Source organism: Serratia sp. CY27727 (assembly GCF_052169275.1).
GTDB lineage: Bacteria > Pseudomonadota > Gammaproteobacteria > Enterobacterales > Enterobacteriaceae > Serratia > Serratia sarumanii.
Genome location: NZ_JBJNLB010000002.1, coordinates 448444 through 472662 on the forward strand (window position 1 = coordinate 448444; position 24219 = coordinate 472662).

General features: G+C 64.0%; 26 protein-coding genes, 1 tRNA gene and 1 riboswitch. Of the genes, 14 read left to right on the top strand and 13 right to left on the bottom strand.

Annotated elements, in window-relative coordinates:
• Positions 1 to 81: 81 nt before the first annotated feature.
• From ACJ8HB_RS06935 to dhbA, 3 genes are all read left to right on the top strand, one after another.
• The gene (locus ACJ8HB_RS06935) at positions 82 to 774 is read left to right on the top strand and encodes a 4'-phosphopantetheinyl transferase family protein (protein ID WP_047571410.1); all 693 of its coding nucleotides are present in this window, start codon (positions 82 to 84) and stop codon (positions 772 to 774) included.
• Between the two features lie 189 nt (positions 775 to 963).
• Positions 964 to 2154, top strand: a complete 1191-nt coding sequence (locus tag ACJ8HB_RS06940; RefSeq protein WP_033635179.1) for an isochorismate synthase — start codon at positions 964 to 966, stop codon at positions 2152 to 2154.
• 100 nt (positions 2155 to 2254) lie between these two features.
• Positions 2255 to 3013 carry a 2,3-dihydro-2,3-dihydroxybenzoate dehydrogenase gene (dhbA, locus tag ACJ8HB_RS06945; protein ID WP_094859962.1) on the top strand — a complete coding sequence of 253 codons (759 nt, stop codon included), beginning with the start codon at positions 2255 to 2257 and terminating at the stop codon, positions 3011 to 3013.
• Position 3014: 1 nt separating this feature from the next.
• Here dhbA and rarD read toward each other — a convergent pair whose 3' ends face one another.
• Positions 3015 to 3893 carry an EamA family transporter RarD gene (rarD, locus tag ACJ8HB_RS06950; RefSeq protein WP_047571412.1) on the bottom strand — a complete coding sequence of 293 codons (879 nt, stop codon included), beginning with the start codon at positions 3891 to 3893 and terminating at the stop codon, positions 3015 to 3017.
• A 139-nt stretch (positions 3894 to 4032) separates the two neighbouring features.
• Between rarD and alkB the strand changes: the two genes are divergently transcribed.
• Positions 4033 to 4680 (top strand): DNA oxidative demethylase AlkB, encoded by a 648-nt coding sequence (gene alkB, locus ACJ8HB_RS06955; protein ID WP_047571414.1) that lies wholly within the window; start codon positions 4033 to 4035, stop codon positions 4678 to 4680.
• Here the strand turns inward: alkB and ACJ8HB_RS06960 are convergent.
• Positions 4663 to 5598 carry a LysR family transcriptional regulator gene (locus ACJ8HB_RS06960; RefSeq protein WP_033647920.1) on the bottom strand — a complete coding sequence of 312 codons (936 nt, stop codon included), beginning with the start codon at positions 5596 to 5598 and terminating at the stop codon, positions 4663 to 4665. The two genes, alkB and ACJ8HB_RS06960, sit on opposite strands and share 18 nt — an antisense overlap.
• 85 nt (positions 5599 to 5683) lie before the next feature.
• Between ACJ8HB_RS06960 and ACJ8HB_RS06965 the strand changes: the two genes are divergently transcribed.
• On the top strand, positions 5684 to 6313 hold the full coding sequence (locus tag ACJ8HB_RS06965) for a serine-tRNA(Ala) deacylase AlaX (RefSeq protein WP_047571416.1): 630 nt from the start codon (positions 5684 to 5686) through the stop codon (positions 6311 to 6313).
• 10 nt (positions 6314 to 6323) lie between these two features.
• On the opposite strand, the gene ACJ8HB_RS06970 is transcribed toward ACJ8HB_RS06965, so the two are convergent.
• Positions 6324 to 6566: a hypothetical protein gene (locus ACJ8HB_RS06970; RefSeq protein WP_025303447.1), complete on the bottom strand. Its 243-nt coding sequence runs from the start codon at positions 6564 to 6566 to the stop codon at positions 6324 to 6326.
• Between the two features lie 304 nt (positions 6567 to 6870).
• Between ACJ8HB_RS06970 and ACJ8HB_RS06975 the strand changes: the two genes are divergently transcribed.
• Together ACJ8HB_RS06975 and ACJ8HB_RS06980 are read left to right on the top strand one after the other, a co-directional pair.
• Positions 6871 to 7779, top strand: coding sequence for a sugar glycosyltransferase (locus tag ACJ8HB_RS06975; RefSeq protein WP_047571419.1), 909 nt, complete (start codon positions 6871 to 6873; stop codon positions 7777 to 7779).
• Positions 7757 to 8974 (top strand): O-antigen ligase family protein, encoded by a 1218-nt coding sequence (locus ACJ8HB_RS06980; protein WP_047571421.1) that lies wholly within the window; start codon positions 7757 to 7759, stop codon positions 8972 to 8974. Before ACJ8HB_RS06975 ends, ACJ8HB_RS06980 begins: the two co-directional genes overlap by 23 nt.
• On the opposite strand, the gene ACJ8HB_RS06985 is transcribed toward ACJ8HB_RS06980, so the two are convergent.
• Together ACJ8HB_RS06985 and ACJ8HB_RS06990 are read right to left on the bottom strand one after the other, a co-directional pair.
• Positions 8904 to 10013 (bottom strand): glycosyltransferase family 9 protein, encoded by a 1110-nt coding sequence (locus ACJ8HB_RS06985; RefSeq protein ID WP_047571423.1) that lies wholly within the window; start codon positions 10011 to 10013, stop codon positions 8904 to 8906. The two genes, ACJ8HB_RS06980 and ACJ8HB_RS06985, sit on opposite strands and share 71 nt — an antisense overlap.
• 143 nt (positions 10014 to 10156) lie before the next feature.
• Positions 10157 to 10792: a flavodoxin family protein gene (locus ACJ8HB_RS06990; protein WP_047571425.1), complete on the bottom strand. Its 636-nt coding sequence runs from the start codon at positions 10790 to 10792 to the stop codon at positions 10157 to 10159.
• A gap of 115 nt (positions 10793 to 10907) precedes the next feature.
• On the opposite strand from ACJ8HB_RS06990, the gene ACJ8HB_RS06995 reads away from it, so the two are divergent.
• From ACJ8HB_RS06995 to ACJ8HB_RS07005, 3 genes are all read left to right on the top strand, one after another.
• Positions 10908 to 11804 carry a LysR substrate-binding domain-containing protein gene (locus tag ACJ8HB_RS06995; protein ID WP_047571427.1) on the top strand — a complete coding sequence of 299 codons (897 nt, stop codon included), beginning with the start codon at positions 10908 to 10910 and terminating at the stop codon, positions 11802 to 11804.
• Positions 11805 to 11873: 69 nt separating this feature from the next.
• A complete protein-coding gene (locus ACJ8HB_RS07000) occupies positions 11874 to 12461 on the top strand; it encodes a nitroreductase family protein (protein ID WP_033635168.1) in 588 nt (195 codons plus the stop codon).
• Between the two features lie 130 nt (positions 12462 to 12591).
• Positions 12592 to 12885, top strand: coding sequence for a DUF2623 family protein (locus ACJ8HB_RS07005; RefSeq protein WP_033654910.1), 294 nt, complete (start codon positions 12592 to 12594; stop codon positions 12883 to 12885).
• A gap of 13 nt (positions 12886 to 12898) precedes the next feature.
• Here ACJ8HB_RS07005 and ACJ8HB_RS07010 read toward each other — a convergent pair whose 3' ends face one another.
• A complete protein-coding gene (locus ACJ8HB_RS07010) occupies positions 12899 to 13468 on the bottom strand; it encodes a helix-turn-helix domain-containing protein (protein WP_041035812.1) in 570 nt (189 codons plus the stop codon).
• A 38-nt stretch (positions 13469 to 13506) separates the two neighbouring features.
• Here ACJ8HB_RS07010 and ACJ8HB_RS07015 point away from each other — a divergent pair, with 38 nt between their 5' ends.
• Both ACJ8HB_RS07015 and ACJ8HB_RS07020 read left to right on the top strand, forming a co-directional pair.
• On the top strand, positions 13507 to 14025 hold the full coding sequence (locus tag ACJ8HB_RS07015; RefSeq protein ID WP_033654908.1) for a GNAT family N-acetyltransferase: 519 nt from the start codon (positions 13507 to 13509) through the stop codon (positions 14023 to 14025).
• Between the two features lie 16 nt (positions 14026 to 14041).
• Positions 14042 to 14482 (top strand): DMT family transporter, encoded by a 441-nt coding sequence (locus ACJ8HB_RS07020; protein ID WP_047571430.1) that lies wholly within the window; start codon positions 14042 to 14044, stop codon positions 14480 to 14482.
• A gap of 56 nt (positions 14483 to 14538) precedes the next feature.
• Here ACJ8HB_RS07020 and ACJ8HB_RS07025 read toward each other — a convergent pair.
• A tRNA-Asn gene (locus ACJ8HB_RS07025) sits at positions 14539 to 14614 on the bottom strand.
• 338 nt (positions 14615 to 14952) lie between these two features.
• On the opposite strand from ACJ8HB_RS07025, the gene nac reads away from it, so the two are divergent.
• Positions 14953 to 15876 (top strand): nitrogen assimilation transcriptional regulator NAC, encoded by a 924-nt coding sequence (nac, locus tag ACJ8HB_RS07030; RefSeq protein ID WP_041035809.1) that lies wholly within the window; start codon positions 14953 to 14955, stop codon positions 15874 to 15876.
• Between the two features lie 36 nt (positions 15877 to 15912).
• On the opposite strand, the gene ACJ8HB_RS07035 is transcribed toward nac, so the two are convergent.
• Together ACJ8HB_RS07035 and opgB are read right to left on the bottom strand one after the other, a co-directional pair.
• The gene (locus ACJ8HB_RS07035) at positions 15913 to 17376 is read right to left on the bottom strand and encodes an AMP nucleosidase (RefSeq protein ID WP_047571431.1); all 1464 of its coding nucleotides are present in this window, start codon (positions 17374 to 17376) and stop codon (positions 15913 to 15915) included.
• Between the two features lie 138 nt (positions 17377 to 17514).
• Positions 17515 to 19818: a phosphatidylglycerol--membrane-oligosaccharide glycerophosphotransferase gene (gene opgB, locus ACJ8HB_RS07040; RefSeq protein ID WP_047571433.1), complete on the bottom strand. Its 2304-nt coding sequence runs from the start codon at positions 19816 to 19818 to the stop codon at positions 17515 to 17517.
• A 286-nt stretch (positions 19819 to 20104) separates the two neighbouring features.
• On the opposite strand from opgB, the gene ACJ8HB_RS07045 reads away from it, so the two are divergent.
• Positions 20105 to 20845 (top strand): transporter substrate-binding domain-containing protein, encoded by a 741-nt coding sequence (locus ACJ8HB_RS07045; RefSeq protein WP_047571435.1) that lies wholly within the window; start codon positions 20105 to 20107, stop codon positions 20843 to 20845.
• On the opposite strand, the gene ACJ8HB_RS07050 is transcribed toward ACJ8HB_RS07045, so the two are convergent.
• From ACJ8HB_RS07050 to ACJ8HB_RS07065, 4 genes are read right to left on the bottom strand one after another with little or no spacing between them, the layout of a single operon-like run.
• Complete coding sequence (locus ACJ8HB_RS07050; protein WP_047571437.1) at positions 20846 to 21781, bottom strand: ABC transporter substrate-binding protein; 936 nt, start codon at positions 21779 to 21781, stop codon at positions 20846 to 20848.
• A 35-nt stretch (positions 21782 to 21816) separates the two neighbouring features.
• Positions 21817 to 22584, bottom strand: coding sequence for an ABC transporter permease (locus ACJ8HB_RS07055; protein ID WP_047571438.1), 768 nt, complete (start codon positions 22582 to 22584; stop codon positions 21817 to 21819).
• Positions 22581 to 23321, bottom strand: a complete 741-nt coding sequence (locus ACJ8HB_RS07060) for an ABC transporter ATP-binding protein (RefSeq protein ID WP_047571441.1) — start codon at positions 23319 to 23321, stop codon at positions 22581 to 22583. Before ACJ8HB_RS07060 ends, ACJ8HB_RS07055 begins: the two co-directional genes overlap by 4 nt.
• The gene (locus tag ACJ8HB_RS07065; RefSeq protein ID WP_047571442.1) at positions 23318 to 24001 is read right to left on the bottom strand and encodes a TenA family protein; all 684 of its coding nucleotides are present in this window, start codon (positions 23999 to 24001) and stop codon (positions 23318 to 23320) included. The genes ACJ8HB_RS07060 and ACJ8HB_RS07065 overlap by 4 nt, the downstream gene beginning before the upstream one ends.
• A gap of 62 nt (positions 24002 to 24063) precedes the next feature.
• A riboswitch (TPP riboswitch) is annotated at positions 24064 to 24166 on the bottom strand.
• Positions 24167 to 24219: the final 53 nt, after the last annotated feature.

Here is a 24219-nt window from a genome sequence, read left to right on the forward strand (position 1 = left end):
TTTATTTTGCCCAGGGTCATTGTTGCAGGCCGTTTCGGGGGCTAACATCATCAGCCTGCCTGTTTATCATGGATACTGCCGTTGCCCACTTTTATCCGCAATATCGAATTTTTCACGCCGGACGGCTATCCGGGCCAGGTGGCGCGCTGCCATTTTGCGCTGGCGGAGTATCGCGACGACAGTTTTCCCGAGGCGGGTTTTGCACTGCCGGAACATCTGGCGCGCGCGGTGCCGAAGCGCCGCGCGGAGTATCTGGCCGGGCGTGTTCTGGCGCGGCAACTGTTGGCGCCGCTCGGTTTTACCGACTTCACCCTGGCGCGCGGCGAAGATCGCGCGCCGCAGTGGCCGCCGGGCATCGCCGGGGCGCTGAGCCATAATTCGGATACCGCGCTGTGCGCCGTGCACCGCGAGAGCGGGCTGGGCGGCGTTGGATTGGATGTGGAGACGCTGCTCTGCGACGTGCGGGCGGAGGAGCTGTGGGGGGCGATCGTTTCCCCGGCGGAGCGCGAGGCGTTGCTGCGCGAGGCGCTGCCGTTCAACGAACTGCTGACGTTGACGTTTTCCGCCAAAGAGAGTCTGTTCAAGGCGCTGTATCCGCAGGTGCGCTGTTACTTCGATTTTCTCGATGCGCGCATGGTCGCCGTGGATATACAGCGGCAGACGTTTGTATTAGCGCTGCTTAAGACGCTGACGCCAAATTGCCCCGCCGGCCGCCGGTTTAGCGGACGTTTTTGGCGTAAAGGTGACGATGTCACGACTTTTATCTTTTGCTAAAACCCAATAATAACAGTGTGTTATTTCTTTATTTGCCGTAACGCAGGTTTGCCGCGGCGGGCGGAAAGATTCATTCATCGGAGATTGACCCACGCTGTGGATCCGGTGTAATTTATCCTCCTTTTACAGCTAATGATAATTATTCGCATAAACATTATCATTGGTAAGGCGCAACAAAGGAGTGGTCTTGTGGCGACACTGACGACAGAAAACCAAACCTTCCCCGGGTTTGTGTACGCCGAACAATCGACCTTTTTGTACCGGTCCGAATTCCGTTCCCTCTCCGCCGATGGCGTGTTCGAGCGTATCGAGACGCCGGCGTTCGGCGGCGAGCAGGAAGGCAGCGCGCTGGCGCAGCATATCCGCCAGGCGCTGGCGCGCGCCAAAGCCGCCGGCCAGGAGACGCCGGTGGTGGTGGGCGCCATTCCGTTCGATACGCGCCGGCCTTCCAGCCTGTACGTGCCTGAAAACTGCCAGTTTGTCGCCAACGACAGCTTTACCCGCGCCGCGCGCCCGATGCTGCAACAGCCGCATCGCCTGGCCGCCTGCACCAGCATTCCGGACGAGCCGCGCTTCAAGCACGCGGTGGCGGAAGCGGTCAGCCGCTTTAAACAGGGCAAGCTGGACAAGGCGGTGCTGTCGCGCATCCTCGACATCGAGCTGGAGCAGCCGGTGGCGGGCCACCAGATCCTCAATAACCTGATGGTGCAGAACCCGACCGGCTACCACTTTTCCCTGCCGCTGGCCGATGGCGGCGTGCTGATCGGCGCCAGCCCGGAGCTGCTGATCCGCAAGCAGGGCGGCGAGATCCACACCAATCCGCTGGCGGGCTCGGCGCGCCGTCAGGACGATCCGCAGCAGGATCGCCTCGGCAGCGAGCGCCTGATGCGCTCGACCAAAGACAAATACGAACACAAGCTGGTGATCGACGACATTCGCCGCCACCTGGCGCCATTGTGCGCCAGCCTGAGCGTGCCCAGCGGCCCGTCGCTGCTCAGCACCGGCACCATGTGGCACCTGTCCACCCGCATTCGCGGCGAGCTGCTGAACCCGAATCTCAACGTGATGCAGCTGGCTTGCCTGCTGCATCCGACGCCGGCGCTGTGCGGCTTCCCGACCGAGAGCGCCCGCCAACTGATCGCCGATCTGGAACCGCACGATCGAGGCCTGTTCAGCGGCATTGTTGGCTGGTGCGACGCCAACGGCGACGGCGAGTGGGCGATCGTCATCCGCAGCGGCCTGCTGCGCGGCAACCGGGTGCGGCTGTTCGCCGGCGCGGGCATCGTCGCCGCCTCGACGCCGCAGGCCGAGTGGATGGAAACCGCCGCCAAACTGGGCACCATGCTCAACGCTTTCGGCCTGAACAGCGGCGCGCTGTAGGCCTCTTTGCGGCGCAGTGCGCGCCGCGCCATACGCTTTCGCAGGAGACAACGATGAACAACAACATGACCCGGCTGTGCGCCCGGATGGCGGTGCGCGCATGAGCATTCAGATGGATTTCACCGGCAAACGCGTGTGGGTGACCGGCGCGGCGCGCGGCATCGGCGAGCAGATCGCCCGGCATTTTTTGACGCAGGGCGCCGAGGTGGTGGGATTTGACCGCGAGTTCACCAACCCGGATCTGCCTTACCCGTGCGTGACGCTGGACATCAGCCGGCCGGAGCAGGTGGAGGCGGTGTGCCGCCAACAGCTGGCGGAGAACCCAAAACTGGACGTGTTGGTCAACGCCGCCGGCATTCTGCGCATGGGCAATACCGAAGATTTGAGCGTGGATGACTGGCATCAGTGCATCAACGTCAACGCCTCGGGGGCGTTTTACCTGTTCCGCGCCGTGCTGCCGCACTTCAAGGCGCAGCGCAGCGGGGCGATCGTCAGCATCGGCTCCAACGCCGCGCACGTGCCGCGCACGCAGATGGCGGCCTACTGCGCCTCCAAGGCGGCGCTGACCAGCCTGAATCACTGTGTGGGGCTGGAGATGGCGCCGTTCGGCGTGCGCTGCAATCTGGTGTCGCCGGGCTCGACCGACACGCCGATGCAGCGCGGCATGTGGCAAACCGACGATGCGCCGCAACGCACCATCGCCGGTTTCCCCGAGATGTTCAAGCTGGGGATCCCGCTCGGCAAAATCGCCCGCCCGGACGAAATCGCCAATGCGGTGTTGTTCCTGGCCTCCGATTTGGCCAGCCACATCACTATGCAGGATATCGTGATCGACGGCGGCGCCACGCTGGCCGCCTGAGTCAGACCCGCTGGCGGCGCAGCAGGTGCTGCGCACCTTCCGCCGCCAGCAGCAGCACCGCCAGCCAGATCGCCAGATAGGTCGGCCATTCGCTTTGGCCGATGCTCTCGCCGAGCAGCAGCGCGACGATCACCAGCAGCACCGGTTCCACATAGCTCAGCAGGCCGAACAGGCTGAACGGCAGCAGGCGGCTGGCGAGGATGTAACACACCAGCGCCACGGCGCTGATGACGCCGAGCAGCGGAATGCGCCAATACAGCTCGGTATTGATCGGCAACGCCGCCGCGCCGCCGTCGCCGAAGGCGAACCAGGCCGCCGCCGGCAGCATCAGCGCCAGCTCGCACCACAGCCCGCCGAGATTGTCGGTGCCGAAACGCCGCCGCAAAATAAAGTAGAGCGGATAGCCCAGCGCCACCACCAGCGTCGGCCACGAGACGCCGCCCGCCTGATACAGCTCATTGCCCACCCCCACCATGGCGCACGCCACCGCCAGCTTTTGCAGCAGCGACAGCCGATCGCGGTAGATCAAACGGCCCGCCAGCACCATGGTCAGCGGCAGCAGAAAATAGCCGAGCGACACGTCGAGCGCCTTGCCGTGCAGCGGCGCCCACAGGAACAGCCACAGCTGCACCCCCAGCAGCGCCGAGGTGAGCAGCAGGCCCAGCAGGCGCTGCGGCCGTTGGCCGATCCAGGCCAGCGTGTCGCCCACCTTGCGCCAATCGCCGGACAGCGCCATAAACAGCGTCAGGAACGGCAGCGTCAGCAGCGTGCGCCAGCCGTAGACCTGCTCGCCGTTCAGCGGGGTGAGGGTAGAGGTGAAGTAATACATCGCGCCGAACAAGATGGAGGCGACGACCGAGAGAGTGATGCCCTTAATCACACGCATTCCTGGTGAGTGATTGATTTTATGGCGGCTACTGTAGAGAAATTTGCCGCCAACGACAATGGCGTTGCCAAGCGCTGGACAATCGGCGGCGGCGGGTTACAATGAATACTGTGTATTCATACAGGTTTTGGCGATGACAATCGATCTTTTTGAAGACGTGCTGCCGCCGCCGTGGCGCGAAGAGATCGCCCCCGGCGCGGTGGTGATGCACGGCTTCGTGCGCGATCACGGGCCGGAACTGCTGGCGGCGGTGCAGGGCGTCGTCGCCCAGGTGCCGTGGCGGCATTTGACCACCCCCGGCGGGCACGTGATGTCGGTGGCGATGAGCTGGTGCGGCAACGGCTGGACCAGCGACAGCCGCGGTTACCGCTATTCGGAACGCGACGCGCGCAGCGGCAAACGCTGGCCGGCCATTCCCCCCATCCTGATGGCGCTGGCGGACGAAGCCGCGCAGCAGGCGGGCTTCGGCCCCTTCGTGCCGGATTCCTGTCTGATGAACCGTTACGATCCGGGCAGCAAGCTGTCGCTGCATCAGGATAAAGACGAGCATGACTTCGGTGCGCCGATCGTCTCGGTGTCGCTCGGGCTGCCGGCGGTGTTTCAGTTCGGCGGGCTGCAACGCAGCGACCGGGCGCGGCGCATCCCGCTGGCGCACGGCGACGTGGTGGTATGGGGCGGCCCGGCGCGGCTCTGTTTTCACGGCATCCTGCCGGTCAAGGAGGGCTACCACTCGCTGGTGGGGCCGCACCGCATCAACATCACGCTACGCAAGGCGCTTTAGCTGCGGCTCCTGCGCCAGGCAGGCGACGAGATAGTCGATAAACACCCGCAGTTTGGGCGGCAGATACTGGTTAGGCGCGTAAAGCAACCACAGGCCGCCGTGATAGCTGCTGAGGAAATCCCACTCCGGCAACACCTGCACGATCTCGCCGTCGTCGAGCGCCTGGCGGGCGGTAAAATACGGCAGGCTGCCGATGCCGATATGCTGTTTCACCGCGTCCAGCCGCACGCCGGTGTGGTTGGCGGCGTAGCGGCCGCGCACGTTGACCGTCACCGTTTTGCCGCTGCGGCGGAACTTCCATTGCGCGTCGCTCGGCGTTTCGCCCAGATAGATGCAGCTGTGCGCCGCCAGATCGTGCGGGTGCTGCGGCGTGCCGTGCTGCGCCAGGTAGTGCGGCGTGGCGCACAGCAGATGGTCTATTCTCATCAACTGGCGGCCGATCAACCCGGGCGACGGGCGATCGGTGATGCGCAGCGCCAGATCGACCCGATCGTCGATCAGATCCATGTAGCGATCTTCCAGCCGCAGCCGCACGTCCACCTTCGGGTAGCGGCGCAGGAACTCCGGCATGTGCGGATGCAGCACGAAGCGCCCCACCGCCTTGGGCACGCTGACGCTGACCAGCCCCTCGGGCTCCACGGCGCCGCGCCCGCCGATCGCCATGACCGCGTCGGCCGCCGCCAGCAGGGTGCGGCAGTGCGCAAACGCCTCTTCGCCGCTTTCGCTCAGCCGCAGTTTGCGGGTGGTGCGGTGCAGCAGCTGCAGCGCCAGCGCCTGCTCGAGCTTCGCCACGCTGCGGCTGACGGCGGAAGGCGAGGTGCCAAGTTTACGGGCGGCGGCGGAAAAGCTGCCGCTCTCTACCACCTGAACGAAAACGGCCATTTCGGGCAACAGGGCGTAAGAAAGATTTGTGCTCATGACGCAAAAGTCCATTGTGATGGCGGCGGATTATCTCTCGATTATGCCATGAATATAATGGCTCTTCGAACCGAGGAGAAAAATGATGACCGAACGACGTTATTACTACAGCGACGATGTACAGGGCCAGGCGCAGGCGTTGAGCTGCGCGCCGGCCGAGGCGGGCGCTTACGCCGTAGAGCTGGACGCCACGCTGTTCCACCCGCAGGGCGGTGGCCAGCCGTCCGACGTGGGGACGTTAGGCGGCGTCGCCGTGCTGCGGGTGCAGCAGCAAGGGGATACCGTGCTGCACTTTACCGCCGCGCCGCTGCCGCTCGGGCCGGTTACGATGCAAATCGATGAAGCGCAGCGCCGCCTGCACGCCCGCTGGCACTCCGGCGGGCATCTGATCGGCTGGCTGGGAGAAACCCGAGGGTGGCAGCCGGTCAAGGCGCATCATTGGCCGGGGGAAGGGCGCATCACGTTTACGCCAGGGCCGGATGCGCAGACGGTAGAAGCGGACTTTTTGCAGGCGGAGCTGGCGCGTTTGATCGCCGCCGATTTACCCCGCCGCCAACAGGCGGTGGAGGGTATGCGCCAGGTCGGTTTCGGCGAACTTCCCGCCTACGGCTGCGGCGGCACCCATGTCGCCACGCTGGCGGAGGTGGGGGCAATTGCGATCACCGGCGTAAAGATGAAGAAAGGGCAGCTGATCGTGCAGTATGAGCTGGGTTGAATAAGGGGCTTCAGCGCCCGGCCTGCCGCAGCTGGGTGCAGAACGCGCATTGGCATCCCGCTACCGGCACCGCCGCGCAGCTGCCGATGTTCACCGGCTGGGCGTCCATGGCGTGAAAGCCGTAAAACAGATTTTCGATGTTTTGTTCCGCCGCGCGCGCCTGTTCCGGGCGCGGTTCGGGCACTTTCGACTGAAACGCCGCGGCCTTGCCGGCCAGCAGGCTGAGAAACAGCAGCGACAGCTGGATTTTCATCGTCGTCTTCCTTTGGCTGAAGTTGTGATACGTTATAACAAAACCCCATCAATGCCAAGCGGCGGCGCTGCCGCCATTCACGGTATTTTTACGCACGGCAACAGTTCCTCATTCAAATAACACTTCGACACATTTCTTGCCGATACGCTGACTAATAATTCAAATTACAAAAATTGCCTCACTAAACGAATATTTAGATACTCGCTGTGCGGCCTGGCCAGCGCTGACACGTTTTTAAATTCTGAGCATACAGAAAGATGCCTCTGTAGGTATCGTCACGCACTCTGGACAGGACATCGCCACCATGGGGTCTTTTTTTAAGCAGATCTACCGCTATTCCCACGCGCGCCCTTATCGGCATAACGAAAACCTCTGGCCCTACGTGAAGATTGCGCGCGGCGAGGGCGGTGAAATCGCCGCCTTATGGTACAAGTACCGGCCGGTGCCGATCGTCCCGCTGAGCGAACTGCGCAACAGTTGCCGGGGGCCGGCGTTGTTGACGGCTACCGGCCCATCGGTGAAGGCGCTGCGTTTCGAAAATATTCCCGCCATGCCCGCCATCGGGGTCAACGGCGCCTATTGCCTGCATCGGCAGGTGGATTTTCACTTCTACGTCATCGTGGACATGGGGTTTATCGATAACCGCCCGGAGATCGTGCGCGATGTCATTCAACGGCCGGCGCTGACGCTGTTCACCACCGTGCACGGCGTGGCGCGCATTCTCGATCGTTTTGGACAGGCGGCGATCGGCTGCCGATTGGCGATTGTCGAAGACGCGGCCTGCAAGATTTACCGCCCCCGGATCGACAGCGGCGCGCTGTGGGATCACTACTGCCGGGAAAACGGCGTGGAGTTTTGCATCGCGAACCGCACGCTCGGCTTCAGCCAGGATATCCGCTGCGGCATTTTCGATGCCGGCACCGTGGCCTATTGGGCGCTGCAAATCATCGCCTATCTCGGCTTCAGGCAGCTGTTTATCGCCGGGCTGGACATGAACAACTTCCACCAGCCGCGCTTTTACGAAACGGAGCAGGATCGGTTACCGACGTTCCTGGCGGACAAAGTAGAGTCGCTGGTGATCCCCGCTTTTCGGCACGCCGGCGCGGTCATGCAAAAACAGCAGATCGCGATAAAAAACCTTTCCCCGCACAGCGCTATCGGCAGCGATATCTTCGAGAAGGTGGACGGCAATGTTTACTTTCAGCAAGCCTGAGCGGTGCTATCGCCTCGGCAGCGCGCTGTTTTTAGCCTTCGCATTTTTAAGCGCGATCTTTTGCGGGCAGACCCGCGTCAACAACCTGTTTCATCTGGCGGCGCTGCTGTGGCTGGCCGCCGTGTTCACCTGGCCGCCGCTGCGGCGGCAGCTGTGGGCCAATCGTCAGGCGCGTTGGGGCGGCGGGCTGGCGCTGATGTTTTTGCTTTATTATTCCCTCAGCGCGCTGTGGGGCGAGACGCCGGGTGACATGCAGTCGGCCGTGACCCACAGCGCCTATATCCTGCTCTATCTCGCCTGGCTGGTGACGCTGCTCGACGGTGAGCGGCGTCATCAACTGCAGTGGGCGATGCTGGCCGGCATAACGGTGCTGTGCCTGTATCTGACGCTGGTCGACGCCCCGTCGATTTATCATCTGCGGGAAACCACCGCCCGCAATCCAGGGCCGAGCAACGTGATCGATCTGGCCGGTTACGCCGCCATCGCCATTTTGTTGAGCCTGATGATTTTCCGCGATACCGGGCAAAAAGCGGCGCTGTGCTTTATCCCGCCGCTGCTGGCGTTCATGGTGCTGACGCAAAGCCGCGGCCCGCTGATCGCGCTGGCGTTCGCGGTGGTGGTGGCGATGCCTTATCGACACCGGCCGGGACGATGGCTGTGGTTTCTGTTGCCCGGCGCGCTGGCTGTGGTTCTCGCCGTCGTTTACAGCGCGATCGGCGAAATGTTGCTTACGCGTTTTGGCGAGCTGTATCAACAGAGCTTTGTTCGCATCAGCATCTGGCGCCACAGCCTGGCGCTGATCGAACAGGCGCCGTTCTTCGGCTACGGCTTTGATAAGCAGCTTAACTTTCGCAATTACACCGGCGAGCTGAACCACACCACGCACAGCCTGTACCTTGGCGCGTTGCTGAAGGGCGGCTGCGTGGGGTTCCTGTTGTTGCTGGCGCTGCTGGGATACGGCGCGCGGCTCGCCATCGCGCACTGGCGCGCAGGGCGGCGTTGGGAGGCGGGCCTGTTTCTGTTTATGCTGGTATTTTACAGTTCGCAGGGCATGTTTGTGATCGCCAATCCGGCGGAGTTTTGGTACCTGTTTTGGCTGCCGCTGGCGTTGCTGCTGTCGCAGCCTAAACGGATCGGGACTGTGCGGACGGCAGCGCCGCCAGCGTCTTCTCCAGCACCTGTTCCGCCGCGATGATGCTGAGCGGTTGGCGTCGCTCAGCGGCACTCAGCGCGGCGCTGTCAACCGGCACGTGCATCACCTGATGCCGTTCGCTGTCCTGATAGGGGCCGGTATGCCGCGGGTTAGCGGTGACGAACAGGCTGACGGTGGCGGTTTTCAACGCCACGGCGAGGTGGAGCGGGCCGGTATCGCCGGTCACCAGTACCTGCAGATTGGCGATCGTCGCCAGCAGTTGCGGTAGCGTGGTCGCGCCGATATGGCTTACTACCCGCTGTTGCTGCGCCTCGCTCAAACCCGCCATAAACTCCCGCTCGAGGCTGTGCTCCGCCTTGCTGCCAATCAACTCGATCTGACAGTCGGGAGAGTGCGCCAGCAGCCGTTGCGCCAGCTGAACAAAGTGGTCGACCGGCCAGCGGCGCAGCGTTTCGGAAGCGCCCATCTGAAAGCCGATCAGGATCTTGCCCGCCGGTTTGGCGCGCGCAGGGAAAGCGACGGGAATGAACATCGCCGGGTTATCGGTGCGGCAGCCCAATTGCCCCATCATATCCAGCTTGCGCTGAATCAAATGGCCGCCGGTGCTGCGGCTGACGCCGGTCAGCCAGCGCTCCATGCCGCTCGGTTTGTTGCCATAAATGTCTTTGAACAGGTATTGGCAGCCGGCGGCGATGGCGACCAGCACATCGTAAGGCGCCTTCGAGTGCAGGATGACCGCCAGCTGAGGCCGGTTTTTTCGCAGGCGCCGGATAACGCCCAACATGTCTTTGGCCTTGTGGTCCCAGTAAATCACGTCATGAAAGCAGGGGCTGCCTTCGACCAGCTGCCGGTTTTTATGGCTGGAGACCAGCGTGATTTGCGCGTCGGGATAGCGTTCGCACAGTGCGCGAATGGCGGGCGTGTTGAACATCAGATCGCCGAGGGCGCTGGTGGAGAAAATCACGATGCGCTCAAAGGATTGCTGCGGATCGAAGCTTGCTACGGGCCGGAAATTACCCGCGATGCGGGTATAGAGACGCAGCCCGGCGTTGGCCGCCGCTATTTTCCACTGTTTAGACATTGCAGTTCGCTTCCGCTTGAGATCGGCGGCCACCGTCTGGCGCCGCGTCGTATCATACAAGCGCGGCAACGGCGGGCCAATGGCCCGCAACAGATTGCGACAGATGCTAACGTTATGCTTGCAATTGCCTCCGGGCGCCGCGCTTACTCCTCCCACACCTGCGTGCTGCGCGGGCTGTCCATCTGATAATCCGAATAGGGGCGAGTGAAAAACTCGCGCCCCAGCTCGCGGGCGGCCTGCAGCGGATTGCGTGGATCGCGGGCGATCTCGCCGCGCTGATTGCCGGCGCCGTGCACCAGCCCAACGAAGGCGGAATGGGTGTAGCGGCTGAATTCCTGGAGTTGATGCACGATGCCCAGCGCCGCGCCGGGGTAGGTCTCTTCCGACGCCACCGCCAGCCCGATCCGTTTGCCGCTCATGCGCTGGTGCACCTGTTCCGCCTGAGGGTAGGCATTGGAATAGAAGCTGAACGAGCGATCGAAAAAGGCTTTGGTTTGCGCCGACATGCCGTACCAGTAAATCGGCGTGCAGAATACCGCGCCGTCGGCCGGCAGGAAGTGCTCCAGAAACAGCTCGGCGTAGCGATCGGCCGGTGGCGGCGTGTGGCGTTCATCACTCAGAAAACCGCTCAGGTAATCATCGAGAAAATGCAGGCTGGCGGACGTGCCGGCTTCGGCGGCGCCCGCCAGAATCGCCTGCGCCAGCGTGGCGCTGTTGCCGTCGCGGCGCGGGCTGCCGACCAACACTACCAGACGTTTGGATTGATGAGTTGTATTCATGTCATGTTCCTCGGTATGAAGTGAATTCAGCCCTACTCTAGAAACAACTAGTGGCAGGCGACAAATGACGGCTTTTCTGCCAGGATGAGATCAATTCATCTCTAGAGGTTTCGCCATGTTCGCCACGCTGCCCGTCAACGCATTACGCACCTTTGAATCTGCCGCTCGCCTGCGCAGCTTCAAGCTGGCGGCGGCCGAGCTGGCGGTGACGCCGACGGCGATTTCGCACCAGATCAAAGCGCTGGAACAGCAGTTGGGGTTTGCGCTGTTCGAGCGGGTGCCGCGCGGCGTGCGGCTGACGCCGAAAGGCGAAACGCTGTTTGCCGGGGTGCACGGCGCGCTGCTGGACGTTGCCGCCACGCTCGAGGGCCTGCGGCCGCAGCCCAGCACCGGATCGCTGTGCGTCTCGGTCACGCACTCTTTCGCGGCGCTGTGGCTGGTGCCGCGCCTGGGGCGTTTCTACCAGGCCTACCCGCACTATCTGGTGCGCCTGGAGGCCTGCGCCGAGGTGATCGATCTGCAGCAGGACGCCAGCGTGGACGTGGCGGTGCGCTACAGCCGCGCGCACTATCCTGCGCTGCATCAGACGGCGCGGCTGGAGGAAAGCTTTGGCGTCTACGCGGCGCCGGGGCTGGCCGCCGCCGAACCGGAAAACCCGGTGCTGATCACCGTCAAATGGGGGGATTCGGCGCTGTACGACAGCGGCTGGCGCGACTGGTGCCTGGCCGCCGGCGTGGACTGGTGGCAGCGCCATGCGGCGATGCGCAGCTATCACGAGGAGCATTACGCCCTGCAGGCGGCGGTGGCCGGGCAGGGGATGGTGCTCGCCAGCTCGGTGATGGTGTCCGATATGGTGGACAACGGCCTGCTGGTGGCGTACCGGCCGGAGGTGTGCGTACCGGGCGCCGCGTACAGCGTGCTGTGCGCGCCGGGGCGCGAACGGCATCCGCCGGTCAGGGCGTTTCTCGCCTGGCTGCAGCAGGAGCTGCCGCAGGGCAATGGCACGAAATAAAAGTTTTATCGTCCTAAGCTGTGGGAATATCAGCGAACTTTTGTTTTTACTTCACTGCGAGAACCTATCATGAGCCAGCCAAGAACTTCCGATTATCCGATTGATGCGCAATTTATCGAACGCTGGTCGCCGCGCGCGATGGCCAACGACGCCATCGACGACCAAACGCTGCTGAGCTTTTTTGAAGCGGCGCGCTGGTCGCCTTCGGCCTACAACATTCAGCCGTGGCGCTTTGCCTACAGCAAGCACGGTTCCGACAGCTGGGAGAACTACCTGGAGTTCCTGATCGACTTCAACCGCGGCTGGGCGCAGCACGCCTCGGCGCTGGTGGTGATCGTCTCCAAAACCACCAGCCTGAACGGCGAACGGCTGGTGGACAACCCGACCCACGCGTTCGATACCGGCGCCGCCTGGGCCAGCCTGGCGCATCAGGCGCACCTGAAAGGCTGGCTGACCCACTGCATGAGCGGAATTCACCACGACAAGATTAAGGCGGCGCTGCAGCTGCCGGACGACTATGCGGTGCACGCCATGGTGGCGATCGGCAAACCGGGCGACAAAGCCCGCCTGCCAGATTTCCTGCAGGAAAAAGAGGCGCCGTCGGGCCGCCTGCCGCTGGGCAAGACCGTCAGCGAAGGGCTGAATTTCACGCTGTGATTGCCCGCTTACCCTCAGGCCCGCTTGGCGGGCCTTTTTTATGCGGCGAGTAAAACTTAGGGAGTATGTTCTCGTTCGCTCATTCGCTGTATATTTTGTTATATAGCGATGGCGTAATGAGGAGGAAACCGTGGGTGACCATTTTGGCAAAGGGCTGTTGGCGGGGTTAAAGGCGGAGAGTCTGAAGCCGGAGACGGAGCTGTCGCGCTTTTGCTCCGACTACAAGCGCGGCTTTGTGCTCGGCTATGCGCACCATTTGGCGCAGCGCTGCGGCGACGAGAATCGGGCGGCGTTCGAAGCCGGGCAGCTGAGCCGCGCCTATGGCCTCGGCAGCGAGCCGATGAGCGAGTTTTTTTCCGGCGGCGACAGCCGGCTGGCGGAGAAGTTTTTCCGCGCCGGCTATAACCGGCCGACGCAGGGCTAGCGCGGGCGGGGCATCAGGCGGCGCTCAGCACCGCCACCATATACACGCACGGTTGATCGCTCTGGTTTTCAAAGCGGCAGTCCGCCGGTGGGCCGAGCTCCAGGCAGTCTCCCTCGGCCATGTCATGGCGCGCGTCACCTTCCACAAAGACCAACTCGCCGGATAAAACCCAGATCAGCTGGCGCTTGAAGGCATACACCGAAGCCGGCATCGGGATCGTCGCGCCGGCCGGCAGTTCGATACGCACCAGATCGAGCGGCAGATCGGTGCGCGGCGACACGTGGCGCCGCACGTAGCCGCTCTCCGGATCGACCCAGACCGGCTGATCTTCCCGGCGCAGCAGCCGGCCTTCCTGCGTTTCCGCCCGGGCGATCAGCTTGGACATGCTGAGGCCGAACGCCCCCGCCAGCCTGGCCAGCAGCATCGCCGTCGGGCTGCTCTCGCCGCGCTCGATCTTATGAACCATCGCCCGTGAGACGCCTGCCTGCTCGGCCAGATCGGACAGCGACCAGTGGCGCGCCTCGCGCTCAAGGCGAATGCGTGCGCCGATCAGCTGATTTAGATTGTCTAATTTAATATTCATATCGTAGTATTATAGTGGACAATTGGCCGGGGTAAACCATGATTATACGAAATGCGACGCTCAACGATAGCGCGGCGATTGCCGCCATCTATAACGACGCGGTGTTGAACAGCACCGCCATCTGGAATGAACAAACCGTAGATGCGGCCAACCGCGCGGCGTGGATCGGCGAACGGCAGGCGGCGGGCTACCCGGTGCTGGTGGCGGTGAACGGCGCGGACGAGGCGATCGGCTACGCGTCGTTCGGCGACTGGCGCGCCTGGGACGGCTATCGCCATACCGTAGAACACTCGGTGTATGTCCATCAGGCGCATCGCGGTGAAGGGATTGGCAAAGCGCTGTTGATCGCCCTGATCGCACGGGCGCGGGAGATCGGCAAGCACGTGATGGTGGCCGGTATCGAATCCGGCAATCAGGCCTCGATTAAGCTGCATCTGGCGCTCGGGTTCCGCGAGGTGGGGCGCATGGAGCAGGTGGGCGCCAAATTTGGCCAATGGCTGGATCTGACTTTCCTGCAGCTGACGCTCGACGAGCGAACGGCGCCGCCGGCGCGCTGATCCTGGAGACAGGGCGATGAATATGCTATTGCTGCTGATCGCGGCGGGAATGGGGCTGGTGGTGCAGAATCTGCTGATGGTGCGCATTACCGAAAGCGTCTCGACCATCCTTATCACGCTGGTGATCAACTCCAGCGTCGGTTTGCTGCTGCTGGTGGGGTTGTTGCTGGCCAAAAACGGCCTCGGCGCGCTGGCGGAAGTGACCGGCGCCGCCAGGTGGTGGATGCTGCTGCCGGGGCTGTTGGGATCGCTGTTCGTGTTTGCCGGCATCCTGGGCTACCAAAAACTGGGGGCGGCGGCCACCATCTCGATCCTGGTCGCCAGCCAGCTGTGCATGGGGCTGCTGGTGGACGTCTACCGCGCCGGCCCGGCGGCGCTGCGCGACAATCTGCCGGCGCTGGTCGGCGCCCTGTTGCTGGTGGCGGGCGCCTATCTGGTGGCGAAACGCAGCTTTTGACGGCGGCAGAAAGCAAAAAGCCCGCTCGGGTTTCCCTGAGCGGGCTTCTCTAAATATGGCTCCTCTGACTGGACTCGAACCAGTGACATACGGATTAACAGTCCGCCGTTCTACCGACTGAACTACAGAGGAATCGTGTGAACGGGGCGAATAATAGCGGGGCGGTTGCGGCTTGTAAAGCGTGAAAACGCCCGACGCGTTCGTTTGCTGCAAGATTGCCCAACCTGCTGCTTTTTCTCGCTTTTGTCGCTTATCCCGCGCGCAGCGCCGCCGGGTTGCCCGTTGTTTGGCGCATTTGCCTGCCGATGGTGCAACGGCTGCCCTGCGCGGTGGCGCGCGCCGCCCGGCGAACGGCCGTTGACCGCCGTATATCCCGCTTCCGTGGCCGTTTACCGACTCTGGCCTGGATCTTGCTGTGGTTGCCTGACCGGATTTCGGCATTCTCAATTTAGCGGCTCGCTGGAGGCACTATGAATTTCAGACGTCTGAAGTACTTCGTGAAAATCGTCGATATCGGCAGCCTGACCCAGGCGGCGGAGGTGTTGCACATCGCCCAGCCGGCGCTCAGCCAGCAGTTGGCGACGCTGGAGGGGGAGCTGAAGCAACAGCTGCTGATCCGCACCAAGCGCGGCGTGCAGCCGACCGAGGCCGGCAACATTCTGTATGCCCACGCGCAAACCATTCTGCGCCAGTGCGAGCAGGCGCAGAGCGCGGTCAACAGCGCCGGGCAGGCGATGAGCGGCCAGGTGTCTCTCGGGCTGGCGTCGGGCAGCACCGCGGCGCAGCTGGCGTTGCCGCTGCTGCAGAGCCTGCGCGATCAGCAGCCGGGTATCCTGCTCAGCCTGCATGAAAACGGCGGCGCGGCGCTGGCCGGGCAGGTGGCCAACCAGACGTTGGACATGGCGATGGTCTACGGCGCCAAAATGCCCGCCGGGCTGCACGCCATCGCACTGATGCGAGAAGATCTTTATCTGGTGGCGACGCGCGCGGTGCCGCATCCCGGCAACAGCGTCGAGCTGCTGGACGTGGCGCGGCTAAACCTGTTCCTGCCGCGCGAGGGCGATGCGGTGCGCAATCAGTTGGAAGAGGCGATGGCGCTGCGCAAGCTGGCTGTCAACGTGGTGGGGGAGATCGAATCCTCGGGCGCGTTGAGCGCCGCGATCGCCAGCGGGCTGGGGGCGACCGTGCTGCCGGAATCGGTGGCGCGCGCGATGATCGGCCCGGCCAAAGCCTGGATGGCGCGCATCAATGCGCCGACGATGTCGGTGCCGCTGTCGCTGTGCATGTCGGGCCAACAGGCGCTGTCCGCCCCGGCGCTGCTGGTGAAAGACCTGCTGCTGTCGATCGCCGGCGGCCGCAGCCAGGAGAAGCGCGCGCTGGCGTTGGTGCGTTAAGGAAAAAATGGCCCGCCGCAGCGGGCCTGAGAACCGTTACCGGAACGGCGGCTCGTTGAAGGTGCGCAGCTTGCGCGAGTGCAGGCGATCGCCCTCGGCGCGCAACAGATCGATGGCGCAGATGCCGATCTGCAGGTGCTCGGAGATCGCTCCTTCGTAGAAGCGGTTGGCCTGGCCCGGCAGTTTTATTTCGCCGTGCAGCGGTTTGTCGGAGACGCACAGCAGCGTGCCGTACGGCACCCGGAAGCGGTAACCCTGGGCGGCGATGGTGGCGCTCTCCATGTCGACCGCCACCGCGCGGCTGAGGTTGAAGCGCCGCGCCGAAGCGGAATAGCGCAGCTCCCAGTTGCGATCGTCGGTGGTGACCACGGTGCCGGTGCGCAAACGCTGTTTGACCTCTTCGCCGGGCATGCCGCTGACCATCTTGGTGGCGTCGTACAGGGCGCGCTGCACCTCGGCGATGCTCGGGATCGGGATATCCGGCGGCAGCACCGCATCCAGCACGTGATCGTCGCGCAGATAGGCGTGGGCCAGCACGTAATCGCCGATCTTCTGGCTTTCGCGCAGGCCGCCGCAGTGGCCGATCATCAGCCAGGCGCTCGGGCGCAACACCGCCAGGTGATCGCAGATGGTCTTGGCGTTGGACGGGCCGACGCCGATGTTGATCAGCGTAATGCCCTGGCCGGTGCGCGAGATCAGGTGATAGGCCGGCATCTGGTGGTTTTTCCACGCCAGATCGGACACCGCCTGCTCCGGGGCGCGGGTTTCCGGCGTGATGTAGGTGCCGCCGGCGCTGGAGAGGGCGATGTAGGGGCTGGCCGGATCGGCGATCTGGGCGCAGGCCCAGCGCACGAACTCATCTACATAGCGGGTGTAGTTGGTGAACAGCACGAACGGCTGGAAGTGTTCCACCGGCGTGCCGGTGTAGTGCCGCAGCCGCGCCAGCGAGAAATCCGCGCGCAGCGCATCGAAATGCGACAGCGGGAAATGGTTGTCGGTGGCGTGGTACAGGCCGTCGGCGGTCTCGTCACCGATCTGCGCCAGCTCGGTGGTGGGGAAATGCTGCGCGATGCCGGCGCTCATTGAGCGATCGAGCGCCAGGCTGGAACCGTCGATCACGTAAGGGAACGGGATCTCCTGTTGCGACGGTGCCACTTCGATGTGGGCGGCGTAATCGTGCTCCAGCATCGCCAGCTGTTCGGCCAGATAGTGGCGGAACAGCTGCGGCCGGGTCACGGTGGTGCTGTAGCTGCCGGGATGGGTAAAGCGGCCGAAGGCGCGGGTTTTGTTCGGGCCGGACTGCTGCCCGTCCCAGCTGACGCGCAGCTCGGGATACACGAACAGCCCGGCGGCGCGCGCCTGCGCATCCGGCAGCGTGCCGTGGTTGATAAAGTCGCTGACCGCCTGACGCAGCGCGTCTACCGCGGCGTCATACAGGGCTTCCAGTTGATCGAGTGCCTGATCGGCGCTGAGGCCGCTGCGAGGTGGGGCATAGCTCATACTTTCTCCTTGGATGTCCCGGCTCTGTGGCGGGGTTGCGGCGTTTTACCGTCACAGGTTAGCCGAAGAAGGGCGTAAAAGCTTGGTCGAAATGACGGGCGCAGCAAAGAAAATACCGCGCCCGTGAAGGCGTGTGGATCAGGAGGAGGGGCTTGCCGCCTCGACCTTCAGCGACACCAGGCCGATGCCCAGCTTCTTCGGCGTGAAGCCGCCGCTGGCGCTCTCTTTCGGCTCGGTCGGCGCCGGCGGGGTAATGCTGATCTTCTGCGCGCCGCGCGGGTTGTCGAAGCGCAGGGTGACGGTGCTGTCCTGTTCGCCGAGCGACACGAAACGCTCTTCGTCGCCGACGCGCACCGAAATCGGTTCGCCGACGTTATTGCCGTAGGCGCGGGCGCGCAGCACCAGATCGAAGCTCTTCGGCAGCGGATCGACGTAATCGATGTCGACCGCCGGCGCCAGGTTGGCGTCGGACCAGCGGCCCCACTCCTCGACGCCGGAAACGCCGGTGATGGCCTTCACCTGCTCCGGCAGGCCGGGCAGCATGAACTCGATGCTGTCCGCCCGGTACTTCATCGCCGCGTCGTCCACCTGCAGGCGGGCGACGGCGTTTTGATAATCGGCGACGCTGTCCGCCGGCGGGGCGGTAAAGCTCACCTTGCCGCGGAAGCGTTCGCCGCTGGCCTGCACGATCTGCGGCGGCGAGGCCAGGGTGCCGGAGGCCACGCAGATGTCGGTGCTCAGCGCCAGCTGCGGCGCCCAGACCCGGCCGATCTCGTAGCATTTATCGACCCAGACGAATTTCTCCCCCGCGCCCAACCCGGCCAGCTGCTTGCGCAGCGGGGTGGAGAGGTAGACGTTGAACATCGGTTCGATGCGGTTATCGCCCACCCGCAGAATGAACGGCACCTTGTAGGTGACGCCGGAGAAGCTGAAGCTGCGCTGGCGCGTATCCACGCTGTAGTCGCTGATGCGGTTCGGCAGGCCCCACTGGTTGATCACCGCCGGTTTCCAGCCGTTGATTTTCTCTTCGATGTTCAGGAACACCGTAGACAGCGACGGCGCCGACAGACTGCTGCGGCCGAGGCCGATGTAGTTGTCGCCGCCCATCACGTCCAGCACCGTGGCGCCGTTGTCCAGCGTGCTGCGCTTCTCGTTGCGCTGTTCCGCCAGCGGCCGGGTGCCGTCGATGATGAAGAACAGGTTGCGGCGCTTCTGTTTGGTCAGGATATCGTAGGCGGTGTTGTTCATCGCCAGATGATCGGAGGACACCACGATCACGGTGTTGCTGAAATAGGGCGAGCGTTTGATCTTGTCGATCAGCGCGGCGATGTGTTGCTGGCTGCAGGCCACTGCGCTCAGCGAGCGGTTTTCCTTGTTCTGCCAGGCGTAACTGTTCTTGCTGCAGCCGGCGGAGATAAAGCCGTCCGGGTGATGGGTATCGACGGTCAGGGTAAACAGCGAGAAGGGTTGGCGCTGTTTGGACAGCTCGACGAACTTGCCGTACACCACGTCCAGCACGCTGTCGTCGTACCAGCCCCAGTCGTTTTTGTAGCTCGGATCGGCGACCTGTTCGCGCAGCTCTTTGAAGCCATAAACGTGGTCGAAGCCGTGGGATTTCAGGAAGGTGTCTTTACCGGCGAACGCCAGCTCGGCGCCCTGATAGAAATAGTTGCTGTAGCCGGCGGCCTTCAGCACGTCGCCCAGGCAGACGTTCTCCGGGTAGAAGGTGGAGACCGCGCTGGAGGCGTTGCCGTCGAAGGGCGCGAACAGCGGAATGCCGCACTGCGAGGCGACCATGCCGGCGATGGTATAGCCGGTGCCCGGCAGCTGCTGGGTGTTGCTGAAATCGATGCTGTCCGTGCGCAGGGCGTTCAGCTCGTCGGCCAGGCCGGGGAACAGCTCGGCGTCGAAGTAGGTGCGCTCCAGGCTCTCGGCATAGATGTACACCAGGTTCGGCCGCTTGCCCTGCACGGTCTTTTTCGGCGCCTTGTAGTAGGTGCTGAAATCGGCGGTATCGCCGGCGATCTGGCTCTTGACCAGCAGCGAGATGTCCTGAAACGCCGGGGTGGTGCCGACCGAGAACAGCGCCAGCAGCACGGCGACGATGCTGTAGGCCACGCTGCTGCCTTTGGCCTTGCGGCGCAGCAGGCTGCGAGCCAGCACCGCGAAGATAAGCCCCAGCGCCGCCAGCAGGCCGATAAACGGCAGCACGTATTTGCTGATGCCCGCGCCTTTGAGGCTGCTGGTGACGGTGTAAATCACCGCGTCGGTGATGCCGTCGCCGGTGAAGTAGTTGCTGGCGATCAGGATGACGTTCAGCACCAGATAGCTGCCGAGCAGCGTCAGCAGAATGGCGAACCACCAGCGGTTGGCGGCGGCCCGGGTGCGATAAATCAAAATCGACGCCAAAAAGAGAACAAACGAAACGACTGCTAAAACCATCCGCCAAACCCTGTCTGATTGAAATAAAACCGTTGCTGCCCTGGTCTGCGCCGCCGAGCGTGCCGCGGCGCGAAAAGTGAAGGGTATAGCCTATTGCCGGCGGTGGAACAACGCGCGATCTCCCGCTACGGCCGACGAACGGCGGCTATTGTACATTTTTATGACAATAGTGTGACGTTAATCACGCCGACGGCGGCTTCGGCGGCGAAAGTTTGCTGGTCGGAGGTTTCGCTCTACGCTTAATGAGCGCCACGACGGCGCGCCCATCAGCCATTCAGGAGGAAGTATGCAGACGATTCCCGCCGCGGTACTCGACGATCTGGCCCCGCAAGGCGTGTTGCGCGCGGCGATCAACTACGGCAATCCGGTGCTGGCGCAGGCCGGAGCCGGCGGCAAACCGCAAGGCGCTTCGGTGGAGCTGGCCACCGCGCTGGCCCAGGAGCTGGGCGTGGCGCTCGAACTGGTCACCTATGACGCGGCGGGCAAGGTGTTCGCCGATCTGGACAGCGGCGCCTGGAACCTGGCGTTTATGGCCATCGAGCCGGTGCGCGCGGCGCAGATCGCCTTCAGCGAGCCGTACGTGATCATCGAGGGGACTTACCTGGTGGCGAACGACGCGCCTTACTTTGAGGTGGCGCAGCTCGACAGGCCGGAGGTGCGCATCGCGGTCGGCCAGGGGGCGGCGTACGATCTGTTTTTATCGCGCACGCTGCAGCAGGCGCAACTGGTGCGGGCGGCAACCTCTGCCGAGGCGATCGCGCTGTTTTTCGACCGGGGGCTGGAGGCGGCGGCCGGCGTGCGCCAACCGCTGCTGGCCGCTGCGGCCGCCCATCCCGGCTACCGGGTGCTGGACGGGCATTTCACCGCTATCCGCCAGGCAATGGCGGTGCCGCGGCAAAAAACGCAGGGCGCCGCCTACGTGAACGATTTTATCGAGCGCTGCAAGGCCAACGGGCTGGTGAAGGCGGCCTTGCAGCGCAGCGGCCAGGGTGAGGTGACGGTGGCGCCGCCGGCCGCCTCGGCGTGATCAGTTCAACTCCACCGCGTACTGTTCCACCGGGGTGATTTTCTTGATCAGCTTGTTGTCGAACAGGAACTGTTCGTAAGCCTGGTAGCGGGCGCGATCCAGCTTGGCCGGATCGCGCGCGAACAGCGGCAGGCTGGCTTGCCACGCCTGTTTGTTCAGCTCGGTATTCAGCTCTGGGCGCGCCTTGGCGAACGCCAGCCAGGTGTCCTGCGGGTGCGCGTGCAGGTAGTCGCTGCCTTGCTTCAGCGCGGCGAGGAACTTGCGGATTTTCGGCTCGTTTACCGCATCGCGGTGGGCGACGATGATCAGCTCGTCGTAGGCCGGCACGCCGTAATCTTCGACGTTGAACACCACCGGCGTCTTGCCCTGCAGCTTCAGCTCCAGCGCTTCGATGTTGCGGTAGCCGCCGATCACCGCATCGACCTGGCCCGCCAGCAGGGCGCTGGTCAGCTGGAAGTTGACGTTGATGAGCTTGATGTCCTGCGGCTTGAGGTGCTCGTGTTCGACCATGGTGGCCAGCGTCGCCTGTTCGATGCCGCTGACCGAGTAACCCACCGTCTTGCCCTTGAGATCCGCCGGCGACGTGATGTTTTTATCCAGCGCGATCACCGTATTCAGCGGCGTGTTGATCAGCGTGCCGACGCGCATCAGCGGCAGGCCCTGATCGGCGAAGAAATGCAGCTGCGGTTGGTAGGTGATGGCGAGGTCGGCCTGTTTGGCGGCCACCAGCCGCGGCGGCAGCGCCGGATCGGACGGCGGCACGATCTTGACGTCCAGCCCTGCGGCCTTGAAGGCGCCGATCTGCTCGGCCACCATAATCGGCGCGTGATCGGGGTTGATGTACCAGTCGAGCACCAGCGTCAGCTTTTCGGCCGCGCCGGCCTGGCCGGTGATGGCGGCGCCGAGCAGCAGCCCGCAAACGGTTTGTTTGATCATGGTCGTTCCTTTATCCCTGGTTATGGTTGCAATCATCAGTCGTTTTCCGGCGCCCAGGCGATCAGGCGCCGCAGCAGCGCATCCACCGCGGCCCACAGCAGCACGGTCATCAGCACCAAAATAAACAGCGCGGCGAAGCAGACGTCGGTCTGCATGCGCGCGTTGGCGTTCAGCATCACGTAGCCCAGCCCTTCGGCCGAGCCGACCCATTCGCCGATGATGGCGCCGATCGGCGCGACGGCGGCGGCCATGCGCAGGCCGGAGCCGAAGGCCGGCAGCGCCGCCATCAGCCGCACGTGCCGCAGCTGCGCCCAGCGCGAAGCGCGCATCGTGCGCGCCAGATCGAGATAGTCGTTGTTGACCCGGCGCAGCCCGTCGAAAAAGGCCGACACCACCGGGAAGAAAATCACCAGCACCGCCATCGCCACCTTGGCGCTCATGCCGAAGCCGAACCACAGCACCAGCAGCGGCGCCAGAGCGAATACCGGTATCGCCTGGCTGGTGAGTACCAACGGCATCAGCCAGCGCTGCAGGCGCGGCGAGAAGATCATGCACAGCGCCAGCGCCGCGCCGAGCAGCACGCCCAGCGCCAGCCCGCTGACGATCTCCGAAGCGGTGACCAGCGTGTGCCAGGCGAGGTAGCCGCGCCCGTCCCACAGCGCCTGCGCCACCGCGCCCGGCGTGGGCAGCAGAAAGGCTGGAATGCCGCTTTGCGCCGCCAGCCACCACAGCAGCAGCAGGCCGGCAAACACCGTCAGCCCACGCCGCAGGCGGGTGAGGCCGCGCTCTTTGGCGATATTCATTGCGCGGCCCTCACCATCTGCTGCAGCAGCTCGGCCTGGCTTTTCAGCAGGCCGGCGTCATCCGGCGCGCGCGGCGGCCGCCCGCTGATGCGGTGGGTATCGTCGAGGCCCAGCGGCCAGGGCGACAGCACCAGCAGCCGGTGGCTCAGGCGGCAGGCTTCCATCGGGTCGTGGGTGATCAGCAGCACGGTGTTTTGCGCCAGCAGCTCGGCGGCCAGACTTTGGATCTCGGCGCGGGTGATGGCGTCCAGCGCCGAAAAGGGTTCGTCCATCAGCACGATCGGCTGGCGTTCGTAGAGCGTGCGGGCGATGGCGGCGCGCTGGCGCATGCCGCCGGACAGCGCGGCGGGCAGGCTGCGGCCGTGAGCGGCCAGGCCCACGCGCTCCAGCAGGTGCGCCGCCCACGCCCGATCCGGCGTTTCGCCGCGCAGCCGCGAGCCGAGGGCGACGTTCTCTTCGACGGTCAGCCACGGGTAGAGCAGGTCTTTTTGCCCCATGTAGGCGATGCGCCCGGCGATCGGCAGGCCGTCGCTGCCGGTCACCGTGCCTGAGGTGGCCTGCGCCAGGCCGGCGATGATCTTCAGCAGGCTGGTTTTGCCGGCGCCGCTGGCGCCGAGCAGGGCGACGAAGCTGCCGCCGGCGATGTCGAAACTCAGCCGCTCAAAGACCGTCTGTTGACCGAAGCGCAGAGTGAGATCCCGCACCTGGATGCCGGGCGGGAGAAGCGGGGAGGTCATGAGGCGTTCAGCCCCATTTGCCAAAATGCCGATTCCAGCTGGGTGGCGGTGGTGAAAATCTGCGCCAGCTCGGTGAAGCGGCCTGGTGCGCCGCGCTGGTGGCCGACGGTTTCCAGCAGCTCGATGGCGGCGCGCACGCCGGCCAGATAGCCCTCGTCGCCGTAGTTGCGGATCCAGGAGGCGTAAGGATTGCCCTCCATTTGGGTGGCGGGATCGTGCAGCAGCCGCAGGCCGATTTCGGCATAGCCGGCCACGCAGGGCAGCAGACCGGCCAGCAGATCGAGGGCGTCGCCGGCATGGCCGATATCCAGCACGTAGCGGGTATAGTTCATGGTTTCCGCCGCTTCCGGCTGGGCGGCGATCTGCGCTTCGCTCAGCCCCCATTCGGCGCAGTAGGCCACGTGCAGCGGCAGTTCGGCGACGATGCCGTTGAGCGAGGCGGTGGCGGCGCGCATCTCCGGCAGGGTGCGCAGCTTGCTGACCAGCAGCGCATAGGCGCGGGCGAAGTGCAGCAGGAACAGATAGTCCTGGGTCAGGTAGCGGCGAAACGCGCGTTCGGGCAAGGTGCCGGCGGCCAGCTGCTGCAGAAACGGGTGATCGACGTAGTCCTGCCAGTGGCTGCCGGCTTGTTGGCGCAGCCGGCCGTAAAGACCGCTTTCGAACAGGGTGGTGATGGACATGGGACCTCCTTGAGTCAGTGGAGATCCGGGCACGCTGGGGTATGAACAGGCAACGGGTGAGAGCGTTGTTGCCTAACCGTCCCTTCGCTGGCATGACCCAGATCAGGTTCAAAGGGTTCGGCTTGCGCCATCTCAGCCCGTAACAGGACACCCCTCGGAGCTGCTTGTTATACGACATTTGTTTTTTGATTACAATCGCCGGGCGGCGCGGCGGCAAT